Here is a 20,984-nt window from a genome sequence, read left to right as displayed (position 1 = left end):
ATGGACCGCCCTGGAATATTTAGCCAGGCTAACGTGTTAGTGGATACAGGCGTCTTCAATCTGAACAGAACAACCGACGGTCGGCATGCGACCGAAGGAGGCTGGCCATGATTATTGATACGCGGATGGAACAGGTCATGAATCGCATCGCCGACCTGTACGCCACCTATCCGGACATTCGCAATGCGCGACCGAAACCGGAGACTTTCGCCGCGATCCGAGAACCCGGAATGCGGCCATCGCAGATCGTGGCGACGGTCGCGGCGGCTTACGCCGATCGCCCAGCGCTCGGGCACCGGGTCCTCGAACCCATCGCGGACGAGTCCGGGCGGCGCACGCTGCGACCGCTGCCCGAATTCGCCACCATCACTTACGGCGAGTTGTGGGCGCGCGTCAGTGCGATCGCCGCAGCCTGGCATCACAATCCCGACGACCCCATCAAAGCAGGCGACTTCATCGCGACACTGGGCTTCACCAGCAGCGACTACGCCACGCTCGATCTGGCCTGTCTGTACCTCGGCGCGGTCGCCGTGCCGCTGCAGGCAGGTGCGGCACCGAAGCAATTGTCGGCGATCATTGCCGAGACCGAACCACGCATCCTAGCCGCGACCCCCGAAACCCTCACTGCCGCAGTGGAATGCGTCCTCGCGGGCCCGACGCCGGAACGCCTCGTGGTCTTCGATTACCACCCCGAGGACGATGATCAGCGCGACGCATTCGAATCCGCCCGTGACCGTCTGGCGAACACTCCGATAGTGGTGGAATCGCTGGAGTCGGTACTCGAACGCGGCCGTACCCTGCCGCCCGCGCCGCTGTTCGTACCCGACGACGACGCTTTGGAACTGCTGATCTACACCTCAGGCAGCACCGGAACCCCCAAGGGCGCGATGTACACCAGCCGGTTGGTAACCGCGATGTGGTTGGCCCAGCCGGAGGTCGGTGGGATCGGCCTGAACTACATGCCGATGAGCCATATGGCCGGACGTATGTCGCTCTACGGCATGCTGGCCCGCGGCGGCACCGCGTATTTCACGGCCAAGAGCGATATATCGACGCTTTTCGAGGATATCGGCCTCGTCCGGCCGACCGAGATGTTCTTCGTGCCACGCGTGTGCGATATGGTCTTCCAGCGCTATCAGAGCGAAATGGAACGTCGCGCCGAACCGGATATCGACCGTGCTGAACTCGACCGTGCGGTGAAAACCGAACTGCGCGAAAATTTCCTGGGCGGCCGATTCCTATCGCCCGTCGTCGGCAGTGCGCCACTGGCCACCGAGATGAAGACATTCATGGAATCGGTCCTCGAGATGGACCTGCACGATGGCTACGGTTCGACCGAGGCGGGCGGCGCCATCATGGTCGACAATGTGATCCACCGTCCACCTGTACTCGACTACAAGCTGGTGGACGTGCCGGAGCTGGGATATTTCGGTACCGACCAGCCGCATCCGCGCGGTGAGCTGCTGCTGAAGACCAGCACCATGATTCCCGGGTACTACAAGCGTCCCGAGGTCACCGCGGAAATCTTCGACGCGGACGGGTTCTACCGGACCGGTGACATCGTGGCCGAACTCGGACCCGATGAACTCGTCTACCTCGACCGTCGCAATAATGTGCTGAAGCTTTCCCAAGGCGAATTCGTCGCGGTCGCACACCTGGAAGCCGTATATGCCAGCAGCCCGCTGCTCGAGCAGATCTTCGTTTACGGCAGCAGTGAGCGCGCCTACCTGCTCGCGGTGATCGTCCCGACCGAAGAGACGCTGCGCAGCGCGGATCCCAAAGCGGCACTGAGTGATTCGCTGCAGCGCATCGCCACCGAGGCCGATCTCCAGTCGTACGAGATCCCGCGCGATTTCCTCATCGAAACCGAACGTTTCACCACCGAAAACGGTCTGCTTTCCGGTATCGGCAAGTTGTTGCGTCCCAAGCTGATCGAGCGCTACGGCGAGCGGCTGCAACAGCTGTACACCGAACTGGCCGAAGGGCAGGCGAACGAACTTCTCGCACTGCGCCGCGAAGCCGCCGACCTGCCGGTTCTGGAAACCGTGAACCGAGCCGCACAGGCATTGCTCGGTTGTGCGACAACGGATCTGCGACCGGATGCGCATTTCACCGATCTGGGCGGCGATTCCCTGTCGGCGCTGTCGTTTTCGAATCTGCTGCGCGATATTTTCGCCGTCGAGGTACCGGTGGGCGTTATCGTCAGCCCGGCCAACGGATTACGTGAGTTGGCGGAGTATGTCGAATCGGCGCAGGGGTCCGGCGCGATCCGGCCCACCTTCGCCGCGGTCCATACACACGGCGGCGTCGCGCGTGCGGATGAACTGACACTGGACAAGTTCATCGACGCGCAAACACTGTCCGCCGCAACGACTCTCCCGCACACGACCGAGACACAGACGGTGCTGCTGACCGGTGCCAACGGCTACCTCGGCCGCTTCCTGTGCCTGGAATGGCTCGAGCGACTCGACAAGACGGATGGCGCACTCATCTGCATCATCCGCGGCAAAGACGCCGTGGCAGCGCGGAAACGGCTCGACGATGCCTTCGACAGCGGTGATCCGGACCTGCTGCGGCGCTACCGCGAGCTGGCGGCCCGCCGCCTCGAAGTGCTGCCCGGTGATATCGGCGAGCCGAATCTCGGCCTGGACGATGCGACCTGGCATCGGCTGGCCGACACCGTCGATCTGATCGTGCATCCCGCCGCGCTGGTCAACCACGTCCTGCCCTACGACCAGCTGTTCGGCCCCAATGTCGTCGGTACCGCTGAACTCATCCGCCTGGCCATCACCACGCGGATCAAGCCCGTCACGTATCTGTCCACGGTGGCTGTCGCCGCCCAGATCGAGCCATCGTCCTTCGAGGAGGACGGCGACATCCGCGAAATAAGCCCCACGCGTGCCATCGACGACAGCTACGCCAACGGCTACGGCAACAGCAAATGGGCGGGAGAGGTCCTGCTGCGGGAAGCACACGATCTGTGCGGACTTCCGGTCGCCGTCTTCCGATCCGACATGATCCTGGCGCACAGTCGATTCGGCGGCCAGCTCAATATTCCGGATATGTTCACCCGGCTACTGCTGAGTCTGGTGGCCACCGGCATCGCCCCGTACTCCTTCTACGAGACCGATGCCGACGGCAAGCGCCAACGCGCACACTACGACGGCCTGCCCGTCGACTTCACCGCCGAATCGATCACCGCCATCGGCGACCGGGCGCGCACCGATTTCCACACCTTCGATGTCCTCAACCCGCACGACGACGGCATCTCCCTCGACGAATTCGTCGACTGGCTCATCGAATCCGGCAACCCCATCCGGCGGATCGACGACTATCAGGAATGGTTGAGCCGGTTCGAAACCGCACTGCGCGGCCTCCCCGAGAAACAGCGCCAAGCCTCGCTGCTACCGCTGCTGCACGCCTATACCCGACCCGCTCGGCCGATCCATGGCGCCGTCATCCCGGCAAAGGGGTTCACTGCTGCCGTACAAGCCGCCGAAGTCGGTGTCGAACAAGATATTCCGCATCTGACTCCCGCGCTCATCGACAAGTACGTCAGCGATCTGCGGTTGCGTGGACTGCTGTAGTCAGGTGAGCTCGAGAATGGTGATGGTGAGTCGAGTGGCGTAGTCGACCACCTCGTCGCGATTTGCCTCGACATCGCCGTCGAGCCAATCGAGGAACAGTGCGACGAGTGCGCCGGATATCGCGCTGACCGGCAGTGGAATCCGGCCCGATGCGGCAGTGAAGCGCGCGGCCTGCCCCGGTGCAAGTTGCGCGGCGACGAGCGTGACGAAGGCGGGGAGTGCGTCGGCGCCGCGTGCCCGCAGGGTGTCATCGGCGAGGGTTTCGCGGAACATGATCCGGCCGCGGCGCGGATCGTCCGCGAAATACTGCGCCGCCGCGTCGAAAGCCGCACGGGTACGGGCGGTTTCGTCGTCGGGTGCGTCGGCCAGCCGCGTGCTGACGGCGTCGATGAGCCCGTGTGCGGTCTGGTCGTAGATCTCGATGAGCAGGGCTTCGCGATCGGCGAAGTTCTCGTAGAAGTAGCGCAGGCTCAGGCCCGCTGCACGGCACACCGCCCGCATGGTGGTCGCCGCCGCGCCCTCGCCGCCGAGCAGCGCGTAACCGGCGCGCACGAGTTGTTCGCGGCGCTCGGCGGCGCGGCTGGCCATGGTGCTGCCGCGCCAAGTGGGGGCTGACGAAATCACGGGTTGGATCATGTCATGCGTGGTCGGACCCGCTGCGCGGGCGTTGTTCCAGCTTGCGGAGCAGGACCCGCAGCTGTTCGTCGGTGCTGAGGTACTGGTCCATCAGCACGTTGACGGCACCGCGCAGCAGGGAATAGGGCTCCCAGACGCGGGGTGCGATGGTACGCGGGGCGCGCCGGGCGATGCCGTCGGCGACGGCCAGCGCGGCCTGGGCAGCGCTGATGCGCTGGTTGAGCGGCCAGGGCAGCATGGCATCGGCCGCGCGGCCGAATTCGTCATCGTCGAGTGTGTGGTGGGTCATGGCGGTGTCGACGATGCCGAAATAGGCGACTCCGGCGGTGGCGCCGGATGCGGCGAGTTCGACCCGCAGCGCGCGGCCCAGCTGTTCGACCCCGGCCTTGCTGATCATGTATGGGGAGCCGCCCATGCCGGGCGCGAACGCCGCACAGGAGGAGACCACCACGACGTGGCCGCCGGTGGCGACGATATCGTCGAGGGCCGGTCGTACGGTGTTGAAGACACCGGTCAGATTGACCCCGATGACCCGGTCGAAATCGGCGGGGTCCATCGTGCGCAGGGTGGCGGGCGTCGGGGTGATACCAGCATTGGCGACCACGAGATCGATACGGCCGAAGCGGTCACGGACCGTCGCCATGGCGGCCACCATGCTGTCGCGGTCGGCGACATCGGCGCGCAGCGGGACCGCCCGTGACCCCAATCGGGACGCGGCGGTGCGTACTTTGTCCTCGTCCAGATCGAGCATGACGACCCGCGCGCGGCGGCGGTGCAGGATTTGCGCCAGTTCCGCACCGATGCCGCGTCCGGCGCCGGTGATCACCACCACCTTGTCGGCCACATCGAAGGTGTCGTTGGTGGGCAGCAGGCGCAGCAGGTTCATGATGCCTCGATCAGGTAGGCGTCGGAATCGAATCGCATGGTGCGCCTGGCGTATTCGAAGCTCCAGTTCGGATACAGCCCGGCATTGTGATGGCCGTCGGCGGTCTGATAGTAGCTGCGGCAGCCACCGGTCACCCACACCGTGTCGCGGCTGCGCTGCTCCATCTCCTCGACGAAGTCCCGCTGCACCTGCGGTCGCACCTCGATACGGCGAAGTCCGTTGTCGCGCATATGCTTTACCGCGTCCACGATATAGCGGATCTGCGCCTCGATCATGAAGATCGCCGACTGGTTCCCGGCCGCGCCGAACGGGCCGAGGGTGGTGAAGAAGTTCGGAAATCCGGTGACGGTGGTGCCGAGATAGCTGCGCGGGCGTTCGCGATACAGCTGTGCGAGTGTGCGTCCCCCGGTGTCGTGGATGGCCTCGAATATCCGTGGCGGCACACCGAAACCGGTGCCCCAGATGATCGTGTCGACCTCGTGTTCGGTGCCGTCCACGGTGACGATCGATCGCGACCGGACCTCGGCGATCCCGGCGGTCTCCACCTCGACATTGGGCTTGGACAGCGCGGGATAGTAGGCGTCGGAGAAGATCGCGCGTTTGCAGCCGATCATGTAGTCGGGCGTCAGCTTTCGGCGCAGTCGCGGATCGGGAACCTGGCGGCGCAGCTGCAATCGGCCCAGCGCCTCGAACGGATGGCGGAACCGCTTGTCCACGAACCCGACCAGTCCGAATCCCTCGATGCCGGTGAAGTACGCGGCGCGGATCGTCTTGCCGAGCAAGGGCATCCGACGCAAGAGTGTGCGCTCGACCGTGCTGGTCGCCCAATCCATGCGCGGGACGATCCACGGCGCGGAACGCTGGAAAACCGTGAGCCGTGCCACCACGGGCTGGATCTCCGGAATGAACTGCACCGCGGACGCGCCGGTGCCGATCACCGCGACCCGCTCACCGGTCAGATCGTGGTCGTGATCCCAGTGCAGGGAATGGAACTGAGTGCCGGTGAAATTCGCGGAACCGGGCAGGCGGGGGATCTGTGCCTCGCTGAACGGACCGATCGCCGAAACCAGCACATCGGCGGTCAATGACCCCTGCCCGGTACGGATGCGCCACCGTCCAGCGGCTTCGTCCCACGCGGCGTCGAGTACCTCCGTGCCGTACCGAATGTGTTGCGGCACATCGTATTTGTTCGCCACCCCTCGCAAATAGTCGAGGATCTCCGGCTGGGTGCCGTAGCGGCGGGACCAATTCGGGTTCGGGGCGAAGGAATACGAATACAGCATCGAAGGCACGTCGCACGCGCAGCCGGGGTATGTGTTGGCGCTCCAGGTGCCACCGAGGTCGGAGCCGCGTTCGAGGATGACGAAGTCACGGAAACCGGCTTCGCGCAGCTTCACGGCCAATCCGATACCCGCGAACCCGGCACCTATTACAACGATCGGTACATGGTCGGCTCGCGTCGTCGGCTGATCCATCTGCACCCCTCCGAACGAGTCCACACTCATTGGAATCAGTTGATTCCAATGGAATCAGATGATTCCTTTATGGTTGTCATGTGTCAAGGATGTTCGGTGTTATCGCAGTTCAACGGGCTGAAGCGAGGGCTGCGGCGATCACTGCCGTGGCTGCCCGCACCTTGCCGGATAGCCTGTGGGTATCCGCTGGTAACCGCTATATCTGCAGATCAGTAGCCATTTGCAACGCGCGCATCGGTGGTTGATGTGCCGAGAGTGTGCCAACTTGCGGGAAACCGGCTCATTGCTCGAACAGGGCCGCGCCCGCCGCTCGCAGATCGTCCGGTTGCGCATCGGCGTAGACCCTCACCAACACCGCCGGATCGTGCCCGTGCCAGGCGGCGACGATGTGCACCGGGATGGACGACTTCAACATCAGCGACACCGATGTGTTTCCGCAGGCCCCGCAATTGGATGCGGCGAAGCCCGGCATCTTCGCGAAGACTGTGGAACCTGCGGGTATGTCCAGCCTCCTGTGCAATCGCGCACGCGAGGTGTACCCGCGAGTCGGATACACCCCCTTGTTCTATCCGGAATTTGGCGCGAATTCGCCCCACAAAGTGAATCGGAACGAACCAACCCGACCGAATGGAACCGAACCGGACGATTCGGCACCGAACGGCACGAAACCGACCCAACAAGACTGAACGCACTCAAAAGGCACGCTAGAGCGACGGAAAATAGGTGAGGTGGTTTCCATCACACATGCGGCATGTTCCCCCAGGGCCACACCAGTGGTTGACCGAAAAGCGGCCCCCAGCATCGAAGTTGGGGGCCGTTTCGGCTTCAGGGCAATGGGCCGCACTTAGAAGTAGTCTTTCAGCATCTCGGTTGACCATGGAGCCTGGTGGATCTCGCCACGTGGCCCGAACTCCGCAAACCACGGCTTGATGTCCAGCACGGGAGTACCGTCCACCGCGTCCAGCTCAGCTACGTGCAGGTCTAAGCCGTCTACGCGAAGCAGTCGAGTACGGGAAACCCCAAGCCAGTTGACGCGCCGCATATTCCGATGCCCAAAGATGCCGACCTTGGGCCATGCGGGGTTGTCGCGGGCACTGCGTGCACCGAAGTGCAGGTCCGTTGGATCGGTCAAGTGGAACCGGAAGATGATTTCGAGGTGGCTGAACGCTTCCAAGCCCTGCACGGACTCTTCGGTGAACCGAGGGTCATCTATGCGGATGATTGTCTCGGTGCCTCCCCAGTGATCGTCTGTCGGTTCGCTTCGGCCACCGATCACATGCGCGACCGGCACGACTTCGAACACTTCGTCTGTCATACGACCCCTGTCCTACATTCCACTGGCGGCTAGATATTCCGCTGCCCGCTCATCGATCTCGCTTACACCCGCAATATGCCGATACGGTGCCACGGTTGCGCGTATATCGCGGGCAACATTCCTGGTGCGCCCCGACTGGACGCCGTCCATTGCATCGAGCGCGGATGTCCATGTTGTGCACGCCTGTCGAGTTCGCCGCTTCGGGCCTGGACGGTACCGAGGTAGCCGAGAGTTACCGCATGGGTACGGGGACAGCCAGGTGCCGGGCGATTCGAGCGAGCGACCAGTCGAGACCGTAAAGCTCGACCGCCTCGTCAACCTTCTGCGAAGACAAGCCCCACCGCCGCAGCGGAATGTTGTGCCGATGCAGGATCGCGCTGACGGTCCGACGGTCGACACCGAACCTGTCTGCGAGCTCATAGGTCGACTCGCCCGCGGTGTAGCCCTCTATCAAGGCCATGACTTCGTCGTGATCGAGCCGCCTCACCCGCCGTCGCGCGAGCTTGTCAGCCGGCGCCGGCCCTGAAGTCTTGCCGCCGACCACGGCTGGATCGCCGCGGGCACCCGTATTCCCAGCCTTCTGCTGTCGCGCGAGCCCGACAAGCACTGCAGCGATCTTCCCGACGTCGAGCGGATCACGACGAACACCAGGTACACGAATCCCACCCCACCGCGTCACGCCCCCATACGAAGTCGTCATAAGGCCAGCCTCGACCTATTGCGCAGCGACGGCCACGCCCTCGACGGCTCCGGTGGACGGTACCTCAGTGCTGGGTCCGGCAAGGTCGACGCAAACCGGGTGTACTACCCGGGAAACCATATGCTGCCCAACAGCATCACGAAAGGGGCTGGTGCAGGTCAAACTGTCACCGGATCCTGCATCAGTCCCCTTCGGCGCGCATGGGGCCGATGCGACGACGATGGGCATGTCGATGCATTGCGTCCCGGCGCCTAAGCGGTAGACGTCCTGCCGGACCACGGGCAGTCAGATCCGACATTCCGCCTATAGCGGCATCGGCTTCAGCTGTACGGCCGGTCGGGGATGGATTTACTCGGAACGCGTTGACATGGGCAAATGGGGCCGTCACGCTTATTGAGGCAGCGTGTTGCTCGCGCTGGCTGAGCAGTTCATCGATGTGCCGTGAGACGCACCCAGACCGGGGTGCGACGAATCGCAACGGAGGTTTCGATGTCTGGTAGTAGCAAGAGCAGTGACAACACCGGCAAGCCGAAGGCCAAGGTAGCGAAGGCCCAGCCGATGAAGCAGCAACAGCAGCAGCAGCACGCAGTTCAGAGTGACGTGAAGAAGGGTACGTTACCTCCCTTACCCGAGATCACGCCGGCGACAACCAGAGTGCACCTCACCGACAAGTACCGGCTGTGCAACGACACGGACACGGATGTCACTGTGGTTGCGGTACGGGGCGGCTATGCCGAGCCGATCCGGGTCATCACCATCGGGCGGGAAGGCTACAGCGACGTCTACGAAAACTGCGACCTCGGCGACTTTCTCATCGTCAGACGCTCAAATGCTGGCTGGATAACGGCCTATGAAGGTCAAGGCAGCGGCACCTACGTCGCGGACTGGTGCGGGTACCCGGGGCCCGGGATAACCAGTATCAGCGAATTGAAATAACCCGGACGACATAGGCGACGGATCCAGCATTTGCCATATGCTATTAACGCCACTTTGAGTGGCGGATGCGCAATATTCGAAGCTGCGATATTCGTCCCGGTCGAGAGTGGTTGCATCGCAACATGTTTGGTGAATCTACCTCCCCGGTGACCGACTCGATGCGCTTCGCGCTGGCGCGCACGGAGGCCGCCGGGCGCCGGCGGCGGACTCTGGCTGCGGGCCGCGCCGGCCGTACCGCGCGGTTCGCAGCACAGTTGCGCACGGCGAAGAATCCGCAACGGACGCGGTCTGATTCGCGTTCCGATCCGCTGGGTTCGGTGAACCTGTGGACTGGCAAGCCGTCGCTGGACACCCAGTCAGCGATGAACTGCCTGTAGCCGGCCATGGCCCGCCTGACGTGCCCCGAGAGCGGACCGCCCCCGAGGTTCACCCAAAGAGCGGAACCTCGGGGGCGGTCCGACGCGGATCGCCCGCAGCTCTGCCGAGCCGAGCAGCTCGAAGGCATCGACGTAGAGAAACCGACGCTTTGGCGATGAGCGATAGATCCGCGTTTGTCAGTGTGTCCGCAATACCCTGCTCGTCGTTGCCAATCTCGTTGGAGATGAGGGGGACCGGCGCTCCCATAGAAGCGAGTACCGCGTGTCCATGTCTTATGTTTCCTGCCGGGGAACCGAACGTGCGGCGGCCGTCTACTTGGCTCACGTGCGGGGGCGGCCGTGAGTGTCTCGGGTGGGGACGCCACGCTCACGCAGCTTGGCCAGGACCGTGGAATGCTCGACACAAAGATGCCGACCGACCCGAGCCAAAGACCAACCCAGCCCGTAGAGGTGGACGGCATCGTCCACCTGCTCGGGAGACAACCCACGGCGACGCATCGGCACACCATGACGACCGAGTATCTGGCTGACCGTGCGACGTTCGATACCGAACCGGTCGCCCAGCTCGTACACCGTCGCTCCATCCTGATATCCCGCGATCAGCTCCTGTGTCTGATCGGTATCGAGCTGTCGCGCCCGTCCGGGCGTGGTCCGATCGGTCGCCGGTGGCACGGGTGTATCCCGGTCCGGCAGCTTCCGGAGCAGGGCTTCCAGTGCTTCTACCTGCGTATTTGTGTTGTAGTAGGTTCCCCCAAGGTGTGTTCTCGTTCCGGCTCGGTGTTGATTAAGTCGGAAGGCACTCTGTCACCACCGCGTTCGCGAGCCATGCCGGTCACAAGTGGGAGCCTGGTCGTTGTGGGCTGATGTCATGATCAAGCCCGACCGTGTGTGTCGCGGGTGCGGACACCACGCTCGCGCAGGCGGTTCAAGACAGTGGTGGGATCGACAGCGAAGTGCTTGCCGACGCGCGCCAGTGACCAGCCGAGACGGTAGAGCCGGATCGCCTCGTCGGTCTGATCGGGGGACAAGCCGCGTCGACGCATCGGTATGCCGTAGCGGTGCAGGATTGCGCTGATGGTACGGCGGTCGACACCGAATTGGTCGCCCAGCTCATAGGTCGTCGCACCGGCAACATAGTCCTGTATCAGCCGGTGGACTTGGCCGGGATCAAGTGATCACGGCCACCGTGGTGTGGCCTGGTTGGCCCGCGAGGGCAGCAACCGGGGACTCTCGCCACCGCTTGCGGTGCGGTCGTCACGACGATCTGGATTGTCAGCCAACTGCTCTCGCGCGAGTTCGATGAGTACCTTCGTGATCTTCTCGGCATCGGGGCGATCACGACGGACGCCGTGAATCCTGAGTTCACCCCACCGGGTAGTGGTGTTGATCGGCGTTTCCATGCGTCCACTCTCCCGCCTGAACACGCTGCCGGTCTGTAAGTCGGACCTGTTCGACGTCGCGTTCCAGCTCATCACGAGTATGGCCGCCAACCTGGTACGCCCGACCCACGGGCACGACACGATATTCGCACCGGCCACCATTTCGGTGACGTCGAGATCGGCGGCGATCGCTACCGAACGCCTTTGACTGCGACAGCGTGAGATACGCTGCTGTACAGCACTTTTCGGGCTGCCGGAACAACCGATATGCGGCAATATAGTGCATTGGACTTCCGTGGACATGGCCGCTGCTCTGCGCTCTGCGGCCGTGTCGTTAAGCAGTCTTGTCGTGTATGTCAACCGTTGGTGCCGTACCGGAGAATCGCACTTCTCCGATTCGCGGATCACCGATCGCCGATCGGTGTCACACCGACAGGGCCGCCCTCACCCAGTTTTGTTCGGGCACAGACCATCTCGCGTTCACTGCCTCGCTCAGAGCGTCTTTTCGAGTAGGATTCAGCGATGCGCTGCCTTGTCATGAAGCCCGCGTCGCTCGAGACGGGCGTGCTCGATGAAATTCTGTCCAAGAACAACCTTGAAACAGTACTTACATCGGAAGTCGGCGCCGGAGTCGATCTCGTCGAAGTTCCACAACTCGACGATATTCAGTGCGGGATTGCCGTACTACCACCCGGATCTTCAAACAACGGCGCAAGGACAGCAATCTTCGTAGAAATTGGGATCACGACAGCTCGACAGATCCCAATTCTGGTAATCGCCGATCCCAGCGAGCCGCCCTTGCCAGCGCTCGGCGATCTGATGATTATCAGGACAACCCTGGACAACGACGTCGTGTCCGCCGCCAAGCGAACGCGGAACAATGTGATCCAGTGTCGCACCGAGCCGATCTAGCATCGGATCAAGATCCGGATCGACTGGCTCAAAGCACAGTTGGCATATCCATTTGTCACGAGGATGTTCAGTGCGGCAGTCGATCTCGCGCCCTGTTCGACCGATATGCGGCATTTGAGGATGTTCATCGGACCACCTGCCTGACAGTTCCCCTGCCGGGGCCGTTCTTGGGGGCTGGTCAAGATAGCATCGGGGCTGGTACATCCCACGAATGGCGCTGCCGCCGTGCCACGCGTTCTTCCAGTTCTACGTCGCCGACGGCCGGCTATCCTGCCTCCTCGGCGTCTTCGCCCAGCCGCAGGCAACAGTCCGGGCCTGTCCGCCGGCGTACAGGCCCGGCCCATGTCGGCGAAGCCATACACGGCACTGGCCATTTTCGGCTCGGACTGGCCGCGCAAGGCCCGGGCCTTGCGGTTCCCCAACCGAGGACGACCGGGGCAGGACCATCGGCAACAACGGCTCAGACCGCGCCCACAACTCGTCGACACGATCCACGGCGGCTGCAGTCCCCTCCGCACGATCATGAGGACAACGCTTCACTGTGGTTCGATAGTGTGTTCCGTCGTGAACTCAGTCCTCCGGCTTGGCTTTCGCCGATCCTGGCGTACGACCGGTCACTCGCTTGTAGGCGCGGGCGAACGCCGCAGCCGAGTGATACCCGACGCGGACGGACACAGCAGCGGGCGTGAGGCCGTGGTCGCGCATGAGTGCGGTCGCGTGCCGCATCCGCAGCTGGGTCAGGTACTCCATCGGGGCGGCACCGAGGTTCTCGGTGAACCTGCGGGCGAACAGCGAGCGGGACATCCGCGCCTCGGCGGCCAGCGAGGCGACAGTCCAACCGCGCTCCGGGGCTTGGTGCATCAGAGTGAGAGCACGGCCGAGATGCGTGTCATGAAGTGCGCCAAGCCAGCCCTGCCGGGCCAGCGGGCTGGTCTCCAACCACGTACGGATCGTGTGCATGACCAGCACGTCCGACAGCCGGGTGACGATCACCTCTGACCCGGCACTCGGCTGTGCCGCTTCACTTTCCAGCACGGGTAGAACACCTCTCATGTGGCCTGTTGGCGTGCCGACCATGACCTCGGGCAGCGCACTGACCAGAGGGTGATCAGCGGGAACGAACACCGATCCGCCGCACAGCAGAAGCGTGCCGTCACCTCCGCCACCGTGCTGCAGGACGGTGGACTGCGGGCCCAGGCGCCGTTTTGGCAGCGGCGTCACCGGGTGGGTCGGCTGGCCGGGCGCCGACAGCAGGCAATGCCCCTTGCCATGGGGGAACACGACGAACTGGCCGGGTTCCAGCCAACGATCCGCACCCGCACCGGTGAGTAGGCAGCGGCCCCGCGCCACGAAATGGAACGTGACGGTCGGGCACGGCTCCATCTCCAGCCCCCAGGGAGCCGACAGCTCCGTTCGGCAGTACCGCGTGTCGGCGATGCGCACGCCGCGCAGCGCTTCGTCGATGGACGATCGATCAACGATCATGGATCCCAGAGCATAGACCGTCCACACGTCCCGTGGTCGAATCAACGGTGACCGGAAGGATCATCCAAGTGACCAGTCCACACGACGTGTCGTTCACCGTCGAAGGCATCAAGATCGCGGGGCATCTGCACGTGCCGGACGCGACGGCATCCGGCCCGGCCGTGCTGATCGCCGGGCCGTCTCCGCAAGTCAAGGAACAAGTACCGGACACCTACGCGGCTCGCCTGGCCACGATGGGTTTCCATGTCCTGACCATCGACTACCGCAACTTCGGCGCATCCGGCGGCGAGCCACGGTTGCGGGAGGATCCGGCCGGGAAGCTGGCCGATCTGCGGGCCGCGGTCAGCTTCCTGTCCAACCTTGCGGAGGTCGACCCGCACCACATTGCCATCGTGGGCGTATGTGCCGGAGCTGGATACGCGCTCACGGCGGCAGCGCGTGACCCAAGAATCCGCGCATTCGTGGGGATCGCGGGCTTCTACCCAGATCTCGCCGTGCTCCGGCAGACGATGGGTCCGCAGGCGTACCAGGAGGCGCTCCGTGAAGCGATCGGCGTGCTGGAACGCGAGGACCAAGGCGGTCCGGTGCAGTACATACCGCATGTGGCGCCGGACGGTGGCACAGCGTTGCTGACTGGTGGCGAGGTGTACGAGTACTACGGCACCGCGCGTGGGCATGCGGCCAATTACCGCAACGAGATCACAGCGGACACCGGCTACACGATGTTGACTCTCGACCTCGCGAACGCGGCGACCCTGCTCGGCCCAACCCCCACCTTGCTTGTGCACGGCGAAAAGGATGCCTACTGCACCCCGGAGCAAGCCCAGGCGGTCCACGAACGGCTCAACGGCCCAAAAGAGATCCTCTGGCTACCCACCAACACCCACATCGGCTACTACGACGACTCCGCCTACATCACCCCGGCCGTCGACTCGGCAGTCGCTTTCCTGGAGTCGTCATTTCACTGAATTTCGCGGGGAAGTCGCGTCCGACAGCCCATCGCGCGACTCCACTCGTTTCGCCAAGACGCCGGGATCCGGCACTGCCAACAAACGTCCCCTCGTCGGCATTACAGGGCGTTCATGGAGCGATAGGTGCCTACCTGAGTCATGGGGATTAGAAGTGCGACTCTGGCGTCCACGCGACATGCGGTCGTGTGTGCTACCAGGAGAAAGCACATCCCGCTGCGTCACCGGACTTCCTGTACTGCAGTCGATCTCTCTACGAGGTCGTAAGTCGTTGCGATGAAGGTGGAGGCGTATTCCTTTGCGCCGCTGGGTTTTCCAGTAGTCGGTGAGGGCGGGATCATCCCATCGGCAGGGCCCTCTTTACGGACATCGACGAAGGTACACGCGATTCACCCGTCCGGCCTGCCCCTGACAACCGAAACCGAATTCGGCCCTCCTATCTGCGAGTTCACTCGCATCGTGCGGTTTCGTGTCGCAACGGCAATACAGGATGTTGCTGGTGTGCGGGAGTGGGTTCGGCGAGTCGTGGGATGCGAACGCACAGTTCGTCGGTCGCGGGGCGGGCAGTCAACTAGAGTCTGGCGTGTGTCAGGCTGTCGCTCGATCCTCAGTGTCGACATCGCATGAGGGCCATCGTGTATGACCGCTACGGCGGCCCTGAGGTGCTGTCGCTCGCGGAAGTCCCGGTACCTTCCCCGGGGCCGAAACAAGTGCTCGTCCAGGTGCATGCGACGTCGGTCAACCTCTCCGATTGGGAGACCCTGCGGGGGACACCGCTGTATTCGCGCATCGGCGGGCTCCGGGCACCCGGACGCCCCGTTCTGGGATCCGACATCGCTGGACGGGTCGAGGCCGTTGGCTCCGAGGTCACTTTGTTCGCGCCGGGTGAGGAGGTCTACGGCGACAATCTCACGCTCAAGGGCGGGTTCGCGGAATATGCCGTGGCTCCCGAATCAGCGCTGGCCCGCAAACCGGCGTCGCTGAGCTTCGCCGAGGCGTCGACCCTGCCGCAAGCCGGGGCGATCGCACTGTAGGGCACGGCCGGTATCACCGCCGGTATGTCGGTGTTGATCAACGGCGCGGGCGGGGGCTCGGGAGCGTTTGCGATCCAGTTGGCTAAAAGCGCAGGCGCGCACGTGACCGGGGTGGACAACGCCGCCAAACTCGCGTTCATGCGCATGCTCGGCGCCGACGAGGTCATCGACTATCGCGCCGAGGACTTCACCCGAACCGGGCCGTACGACCGGGTACTCGATCTCGTCGCCCACCGATCGATCTTCGCGTATCGCAGGTCGGTCGCACGCGGCGGCCGCTACCGCTGCGTCGGCGGCACCACACGCGCGTTGCTGCGGATGACGACGGTCGGCGTGGTCGCGGGGATGGTGACCGGCCGCGGGCTCGGGGTCCTCGCGGTGAAGGAAGGGCCCGCGCACTTCACACCCCTAGCGGAGTTGTGTGTCGCGGGCCGAATCGCTATCCACACCGACCGCAGTTTCACGCTCGACGAGACCGCGGCCGCGCTGGCCCATGTCGGCGCGGGCCGCGCCCTCGGCAAAGTGGTGGTCGAGATCCGCTAATCGGCACCACCAAATGCTGAGCCCGCAGGCATACAGTGTGCTCGCTGTAATGGGTGCCTTCGATATGCTCCAGCGCCGATCCGATCGCGCCCAGCACTTGGTGCGGCGTGGTCGTGTGGCGCACATACCGGGCCGCCGGCCGGGCACCGGCACGGTGAAAGTCCTTCTCCCACAGTCGGAGTTATCGCCCGGGCGTTGACACATTTTCAAAGTTCAGGCGTGCTCCACCATACCGAAACGCGAGGTTGATACTCTACATGTCGCGAATTGAAATCCATTGCAAGCCAGTACAACTGGGGGCAATGCCCGATTGACTCGATCCATCGCAGACCCACCCCAATCCGATCTTAAGGCTCGCGCTCTTCGGCATGTGGGTGCGTTGAGTTGTCATGTCCCAGAGGCCATATAGGCGGCAAGGACGTAGTTGGCGTGCCGATCCAGGTTGGTGCGTGCGCGGTCATACCGCATCGTCGTGCGTGGGTCGGGATGGTGTCCATGCCGAGAGTGCCGACCGCGCGCACGACCATGGCGTCGTCGAGAACCGTAGGCGGACAGGGTTTTCGAATCGAGATGCATGGGTCCCGCACGTGCTGAACAATGAGGTATGTCGGCCCGGGGCAGTGGGTGCGGGCAGCGTGGAAGGGGTTCGGATGCGCAGACCGATATTGGTTGTGATCGTGGCTGCGTGCCTCGTGGCACTCGCTGGTTGTGACAACGTCACGCCGTCCTCGCCGGATGGCCGGCCTGGCGACACGGGTCCGGGCAACCCTGGTGAATCCGACGATGGCGTTGAGGGGAAAGGGATCCCGGTCGATATCGGGCCACAGAACTTCACCCCAGGACAACCCATCGAGGACGTCGTCGACCAGCTCGAGGACCAGATCAACGACGGTTGCAGGGCAGTCCGCCTAGCGAACGGCTGCGTCACGGTCGTCACGCAAAAAGACGACAAGGCAGATACTCCGCCCTGCCGGCCCTCTCCCGACGACCCGAAGACCGGCAGTTTCAACGCCTACGTTCATCTGGACCGTGAACTGCCATCCGGAGGCATTGGGCCGAAAGCAACAGAAAATGCCGGCGGACACGTGACCGTCTTCATGAAACGCTGCAAGCCGGACGAGAGCTCCGCAGAATCCACACCGCCGACGACGACGAAATCCACGACGACGAAATCCACGTCGAAGACCACTGCTCCCGTACCGACGACAACGACGAGGCCCGGTGGCTGATACTGATCCACCGGGCCGCCGGGAAGATGGCCGGACCTCGGTCGCCGACCTGTCGCAACTTGCGCAGCTCGTCGCGCAGTTCGTCGCGCCCGCAACTCTGTTGGCGGGTCTGCTGTACTACTGGGGTTACTTCCACGCGCGCGGATTCTGCGCCTACCTGGGTGTGGATTCGACATCGCTTGGGCTCACCACCACGGACTACGTCATGCGCAGCGCGGATGGATTGTTCGTTCCGGTCGCGACCATCGCGGCCGTTGCGCTGGCCCTGATCTGGGGCCGCGTGGCATTGCCGGAGCGAATGCTGTCCGGCCATCGACCCGGGTGGTTGTTGATCGCCACCACGATCGTGGCTTCGCTGTTGTTGCTCAACGGATTGTCGCAATTCTGGGTCGAAACACCGCTGAATCGGCGATTGGGTGTCGGGCCGATCTGCGTGATCGTCGGCGTACTGCTGCTGTGGACGGTGGTCAGGACACGACGTCGCCAGGTCGCTGCCGCGGCAGGAACACCAGCGCCCGCCACCAAGCTCGGCGAATGGGGCCTGGTCTTACTGCTCATCGCCGGCAGCTTCTTCTGGGGGGCCACCGCCTACTCCATGGCCGTCGGCAAAAGCCGCGCCATCCGATTCGAGCACACCCTCCCCACCGCCGCAGGCTTAACCCTGTACACCGAGAAAGCGCTCGAACTCAACATCCAGAACATCACTCGAACTCCGTGCGCCGACCCGGGCGCGGCCTATCGCTACCGTTACGACGGCCTCGTCCTGGTCATGACCACCAACGAAAATTTCGTCATCCTCCCGCGGACCTGGAGCTACAAACAGGGCACCGCAATCGTGTTGCCCCGCAACGGCCCTGGGGCCGTGCGCCTGGAATTCAGTAGATCACCCACACCCGTCACACCCACACCGGCGTGCTGAAGCGGCGGCGACCGACATCACCTCCAGCATGCTCATCACGGCCCCGCTGGGCCGTACGAACGAAGTTAGCCCATCGCCCAGCAGCCAAGCCATCGACGCTCGAGCGCGACGGCGTCATCACTCGCACGGTGACGCCGACGGTGCCGGTCACAGTTACCTACGAACTGACCGACCTGGGACTTTCGCTCCGGTGGTCGACCCAGGTGGTGACAGACCGTCGGCAACCACCCACGCCTGGGTACCTTTTCGCTTCCTATCAGCGGCTGTGTTTCGGGCGTGCACCACTCTCAGCGGAGGACAGCCATGGACTCGAGCAACCCAACGATCTTGAGCATGATCGACGACACGATCCGAGACATCTACCGAGTCGACGTGAAAGACACTGAAGCGGTGTTGCTGTCGGGATGGAACGGCTTCACGATGGCGAAGTCCGCCAACTGCCTCACCGGCTCATGTTCCCCTCTGAGCCTGGGGCTGCGGAAGATCTGCACGCACTGTTCGGGCACTTCGATGACGACCCGGGGTAGGGCGCGGGGCATGAAGAAGCCGGATCGATCACCCGAGGCGGGCCCCTTGCGGTGGAGGGATGGCCATGCGCTGGTTACTGAGGTCTTCCGTGGGTGTCTCGGGTGGGTATTCCGTGTTGGCGGAGTGCGGTCAGGATGGTGGTGTGGGCTACGCCGAGACGCTGTCCGACCCGGGTGAGTGACCAGCCGAGCTGGTAGAGGTGGGCGGCGCTCTGGACCTGGTCGGGGGACAGTCCGCGGCGGCGCATGGGTACATGGTGCCGGTGGAGGATAGTGCTGACCGTGCGTCGTTCGATACCGAATCGGGCGGCGAGTTCGTACACAGTGGATCCGGTCTGGTATCCGGTGATCAGTTCCGCGACTTGGTCGGCGTCGAGTTGCCGTGCCCGTCGCGGTTCGGGCCGCTTCACGGGCGGTTGTCGTGGTGTTGGGCAGCTTCTGGATCAGGGTCTCCAGGGCTTCTACCTGCGTTTTCGTGTTGTAGTAACCTCCCCCGAGGTCCACCATATGTTCGATCTTGCGCTCTGACCTGCGCGTTTGTGGTTCTGCTAGATCTCTCGTTCACCACCCGCCGAGGAAGAGGGCCGTGAGGAATCGACGACGGTCGGCCCGGACCCTGCGCCGGCCGATTCCGATGATAGAAGTGACACGCCTATGGGGCCATCTCGGCGAGGCCTGCGGCGAATTCGGCGGCTGGCGGAACAGGCCACAGGTACTTGATACTGGCTCCGGCAACGACTTCCATTGTGTGGAAGTCGTCGGCACGGGTGTTGGGCCGCGCTGCGCTGCTGAGATCGCCACGTGCGCTGTAGATCTGGTTGCAGATTTGGTGTCCTTTGATCGCGAGATCGGCATCGGAGATACCACCTCGGTCCATATGTCGGCGTCACTACGTGATGGCTCCGCCACCCTTGACTAGCCCTGCCGTCAGTGCAGAGATGGCCGGTATGAGGAAGCAGGGGGAACGGTAGGCGGTGCGCTGTCAATCGCCGCTCACTGCCAGAGATCTGACGAGCCAACGCTGTGGCAGTGGATGTTTCGCGGGAACCGGAGGATTCGTCTGTGCGGCGAGAGGCCGTGCTGTTTGATATCTGGATGGATCCGATTGCGCTGTCCATAGCAACGGTGGCCGTGGCGGCTACATCCGCAGGCATAGCTGGAACCGCATGGCTCGCTCTCAAAGACGCAATGTCGCGGTTCGTCCGAGGCGTTAGGACGATCCAATCCGACGTCGATGCCGAGCGTGCCCGGCTGGTGAATGAGCACATTCAGGTATCGGCGGATCTACTGGACCGCACAGTGCAGGCAGCCGAAGTGGCGGACTTGGCCGAAATTCTGCGCAGCATGTTCGCCGAGACCGAAGGTACTGAGCCAACTGGGGAATCTACTCCGACAAGTAGTGCTGACTGGCGGGCGAATCTTGCCAGGGTTGAGGAGATCCTCACCAAGCTGGAGCAGAGCAGCGCCGTACATCAAACCGCCACTGCCGAAACCGTATCCATCTCTCGGGACGCTCTGTTCAATCAGTATCACGCCAGGAGTCTGCTTCAGTCTCAGATCAGCTTCTTCTTCTCTCTTGGCGCCGCGGTGATCGGCTTCGGCTTCATCATCGCGGCTGTGGCGATGTTGGGCTTGGGCGGAAAGGATCAAACCACTGTTGCGTTGGTGCAGTTGCTCGCGGCGACGATAATCGAAACGGTCGCGGCCTTGTTTTTCCGGCTCTCAAATCAGAGTCGCGCATTGTTGATCGACTTCTTTGACAAATTGCGGAACGATCGACAAGCCGAGGAGGCGCTTAGCCTCGCCGCGACGATGTCAGTAAGCGGCCAGATCAAAGACCGGCTCACAGCGGCGCTGGCGATACACCTCGCCGGGGCCAGCCATCAAGCACTTACTGAGATACTCGCTATCCCAACTGATGCCAGCGCCGCCCGCCAGGGGTGACGCAAGAGCCATGCATACTTTTCGGGTAACGAAGCAATGAATCCCCTGTAAGTGTTGGTGGTGGCTGGCCTGGGGCCGGCTGGCAGGGTGGTGCTGGTTCTTCAGACCGCGGTGTGACTCGTGAATCTCCTG

General features: G+C 63.4%; 22 protein-coding genes and 2 pseudogenes. 12 read left to right on the top strand and 12 right to left on the bottom strand.

Going from position 1 to position 20,984, the window contains the following annotated elements; genetic code table 11:
- The first annotated feature begins 107 nt into the window (after positions 1-107).
- Positions 108-3,587: a carboxylic acid reductase gene (gene car / locus ACZ60G_RS05890; protein WP_465807660.1), complete on the top strand. Its 3,480-nt coding sequence runs from the start codon at positions 108-110 to the stop codon at positions 3,585-3,587.
- On the opposite strand, the gene ACZ60G_RS05885 is transcribed toward car, so the two are convergent.
- The 6 genes from ACZ60G_RS05885 to ACZ60G_RS05860 all read right to left on the bottom strand — a co-directional run bounded on the left by ACZ60G_RS05885 (position 3,588) and on the right by ACZ60G_RS05860 (position 8,578).
- Complete coding sequence (locus ACZ60G_RS05885) at positions 3,588-4,211, bottom strand: TetR/AcrR family transcriptional regulator (protein WP_465807659.1); 624 nt, start codon at positions 4,209-4,211, stop codon at positions 3,588-3,590.
- A gap of 13 nt (positions 4,212-4,224) precedes the next feature.
- Entirely contained in the window at positions 4,225-5,109 is an 885-nt protein-coding gene (locus ACZ60G_RS05880; RefSeq protein ID WP_465807658.1) for an SDR family oxidoreductase, read from the bottom strand.
- The gene (locus ACZ60G_RS05875; protein ID WP_465807657.1) at positions 5,106-6,584 is read right to left on the bottom strand and encodes a flavin-containing monooxygenase; all 1,479 of its coding nucleotides are present in this window, start codon (positions 6,582-6,584) and stop codon (positions 5,106-5,108) included. Before ACZ60G_RS05875 ends, ACZ60G_RS05880 begins: the two co-directional genes overlap by 4 nt.
- A gap of 280 nt (positions 6,585-6,864) precedes the next feature.
- Positions 6,865-6,999: a recombinase XerD gene (locus tag ACZ60G_RS05870; protein WP_465807656.1), complete on the bottom strand. Its 135-nt coding sequence runs from the start codon at positions 6,997-6,999 to the stop codon at positions 6,865-6,867.
- Between the two features lie 429 nt (positions 7,000-7,428).
- Complete coding sequence (locus tag ACZ60G_RS05865) at positions 7,429-7,899, bottom strand: SAM-dependent methyltransferase (protein ID WP_465807655.1); 471 nt, start codon at positions 7,897-7,899, stop codon at positions 7,429-7,431.
- 232 nt (positions 7,900-8,131) lie between these two features.
- Positions 8,132-8,578, bottom strand: a complete 447-nt coding sequence (locus ACZ60G_RS05860) for a hypothetical protein (RefSeq protein ID WP_465807654.1) — start codon at positions 8,576-8,578, stop codon at positions 8,132-8,134.
- Between the two features lie 510 nt (positions 8,579-9,088).
- Here ACZ60G_RS05860 and ACZ60G_RS05855 point away from each other — a divergent pair.
- Entirely contained in the window at positions 9,089-9,535 is a 447-nt protein-coding gene (locus ACZ60G_RS05855) for a hypothetical protein (RefSeq protein ID WP_465807653.1), read from the top strand.
- A 698-nt stretch (positions 9,536-10,233) separates the two neighbouring features.
- Here ACZ60G_RS05855 and ACZ60G_RS05850 read toward each other — a convergent pair.
- The 3 genes from ACZ60G_RS05850 to ACZ60G_RS05840 all read right to left on the bottom strand — a co-directional run bounded on the left by ACZ60G_RS05850 (position 10,234) and on the right by ACZ60G_RS05840 (position 11,312).
- The gene (locus tag ACZ60G_RS05850) at positions 10,234-10,584 is read right to left on the bottom strand and encodes a hypothetical protein (protein WP_465807652.1); all 351 of its coding nucleotides are present in this window, start codon (positions 10,582-10,584) and stop codon (positions 10,234-10,236) included.
- Between the two features lie 200 nt (positions 10,585-10,784).
- Positions 10,785-10,955, bottom strand: a complete 171-nt coding sequence (locus ACZ60G_RS05845) for a hypothetical protein (protein ID WP_465807651.1) — start codon at positions 10,953-10,955, stop codon at positions 10,785-10,787.
- A gap of 132 nt (positions 10,956-11,087) precedes the next feature.
- Positions 11,088-11,312: a hypothetical protein gene (locus ACZ60G_RS05840; protein ID WP_465807650.1), complete on the bottom strand. Its 225-nt coding sequence runs from the start codon at positions 11,310-11,312 to the stop codon at positions 11,088-11,090.
- Here ACZ60G_RS05840 and ACZ60G_RS05835 point away from each other — a divergent pair.
- From ACZ60G_RS05835 to ACZ60G_RS05825, 3 genes and pseudogenes are all read left to right on the top strand, one after another.
- A complete protein-coding gene (locus tag ACZ60G_RS05835; RefSeq protein ID WP_465807649.1) occupies positions 11,311-11,499 on the top strand; it encodes a hypothetical protein in 189 nt (62 codons plus the stop codon). The two genes, ACZ60G_RS05840 and ACZ60G_RS05835, sit on opposite strands and share 2 nt — an antisense overlap.
- Positions 11,500-11,828: 329 nt before the next feature.
- A complete protein-coding gene (locus ACZ60G_RS05830) occupies positions 11,829-12,203 on the top strand; it encodes a hypothetical protein (RefSeq protein WP_465807648.1) in 375 nt (124 codons plus the stop codon).
- 202 nt (positions 12,204-12,405) lie between these two features.
- Positions 12,406-12,483: pseudogene (locus ACZ60G_RS05825) on the top strand (thymidylate synthase); the annotation flags it as partial.
- A 290-nt stretch (positions 12,484-12,773) separates the two neighbouring features.
- Here ACZ60G_RS05825 and ACZ60G_RS05820 read toward each other — a convergent pair.
- The gene (locus ACZ60G_RS05820) at positions 12,774-13,688 is read right to left on the bottom strand and encodes an AraC family transcriptional regulator (protein ID WP_465807647.1); all 915 of its coding nucleotides are present in this window, start codon (positions 13,686-13,688) and stop codon (positions 12,774-12,776) included.
- Between the two features lie 68 nt (positions 13,689-13,756).
- On the opposite strand from ACZ60G_RS05820, the gene ACZ60G_RS05815 reads away from it, so the two are divergent.
- The 6 genes and pseudogenes from ACZ60G_RS05815 to ACZ60G_RS05790 all read left to right on the top strand — a co-directional run.
- On the top strand, positions 13,757-14,656 hold the full coding sequence (locus ACZ60G_RS05815) for an alpha/beta hydrolase (protein WP_465807646.1): 900 nt from the start codon (positions 13,757-13,759) through the stop codon (positions 14,654-14,656).
- 623 nt (positions 14,657-15,279) lie between these two features.
- Entirely contained in the window at positions 15,280-15,690 is a 411-nt protein-coding gene (locus tag ACZ60G_RS05810) for an alcohol dehydrogenase catalytic domain-containing protein (protein WP_465807645.1), read from the top strand.
- 24 nt (positions 15,691-15,714) lie between these two features.
- Positions 15,715-16,233, top strand: coding sequence for a zinc-binding dehydrogenase (locus ACZ60G_RS05805; protein ID WP_465807644.1), 519 nt, complete (start codon positions 15,715-15,717; stop codon positions 16,231-16,233).
- 650 nt (positions 16,234-16,883) lie between these two features.
- Positions 16,884-17,462, top strand: coding sequence for a hypothetical protein (locus tag ACZ60G_RS05800; RefSeq protein ID WP_465807643.1), 579 nt, complete (start codon positions 16,884-16,886; stop codon positions 17,460-17,462).
- Positions 17,455-18,381, top strand: a complete 927-nt coding sequence (locus tag ACZ60G_RS05795) for a hypothetical protein (RefSeq protein ID WP_465807642.1) — start codon at positions 17,455-17,457, stop codon at positions 18,379-18,381. The genes ACZ60G_RS05800 and ACZ60G_RS05795 overlap by 8 nt, the downstream gene beginning before the upstream one ends.
- A 95-nt stretch (positions 18,382-18,476) precedes the next feature.
- Positions 18,477-18,569: pseudogene (locus tag ACZ60G_RS05790) on the top strand (winged helix-turn-helix transcriptional regulator); the annotation flags it as partial.
- A gap of 413 nt (positions 18,570-18,982) precedes the next feature.
- Here ACZ60G_RS05790 and ACZ60G_RS05785 read toward each other — a convergent pair.
- Positions 18,983-19,318 carry a helix-turn-helix domain-containing protein gene (locus tag ACZ60G_RS05785; RefSeq protein ID WP_465807641.1) on the bottom strand — a complete coding sequence of 112 codons (336 nt, stop codon included), beginning with the start codon at positions 19,316-19,318 and terminating at the stop codon, positions 18,983-18,985.
- Positions 19,319-19,560: 242 nt separating this feature from the next.
- Complete coding sequence (locus ACZ60G_RS05780) at positions 19,561-19,785, bottom strand: hypothetical protein (protein ID WP_465807640.1); 225 nt, start codon at positions 19,783-19,785, stop codon at positions 19,561-19,563.
- A 200-nt stretch (positions 19,786-19,985) separates the two neighbouring features.
- Here ACZ60G_RS05780 and ACZ60G_RS05775 point away from each other — a divergent pair, with 200 nt between their 5' ends.
- Positions 19,986-20,852, top strand: a complete 867-nt coding sequence (locus tag ACZ60G_RS05775) for a TRADD-N-associated membrane domain-containing protein (RefSeq protein ID WP_465807639.1) — start codon at positions 19,986-19,988, stop codon at positions 20,850-20,852.
- Positions 20,853-20,984 lie beyond the last annotated feature (132 nt).

It is taken from the genome of Nocardia sp. NPDC102475 (genome assembly GCF_055584605.1).
The sequence above is the reverse complement of the archived record's forward strand: the minus strand, read 5'-3'. Positions and strand labels throughout refer to the sequence as shown.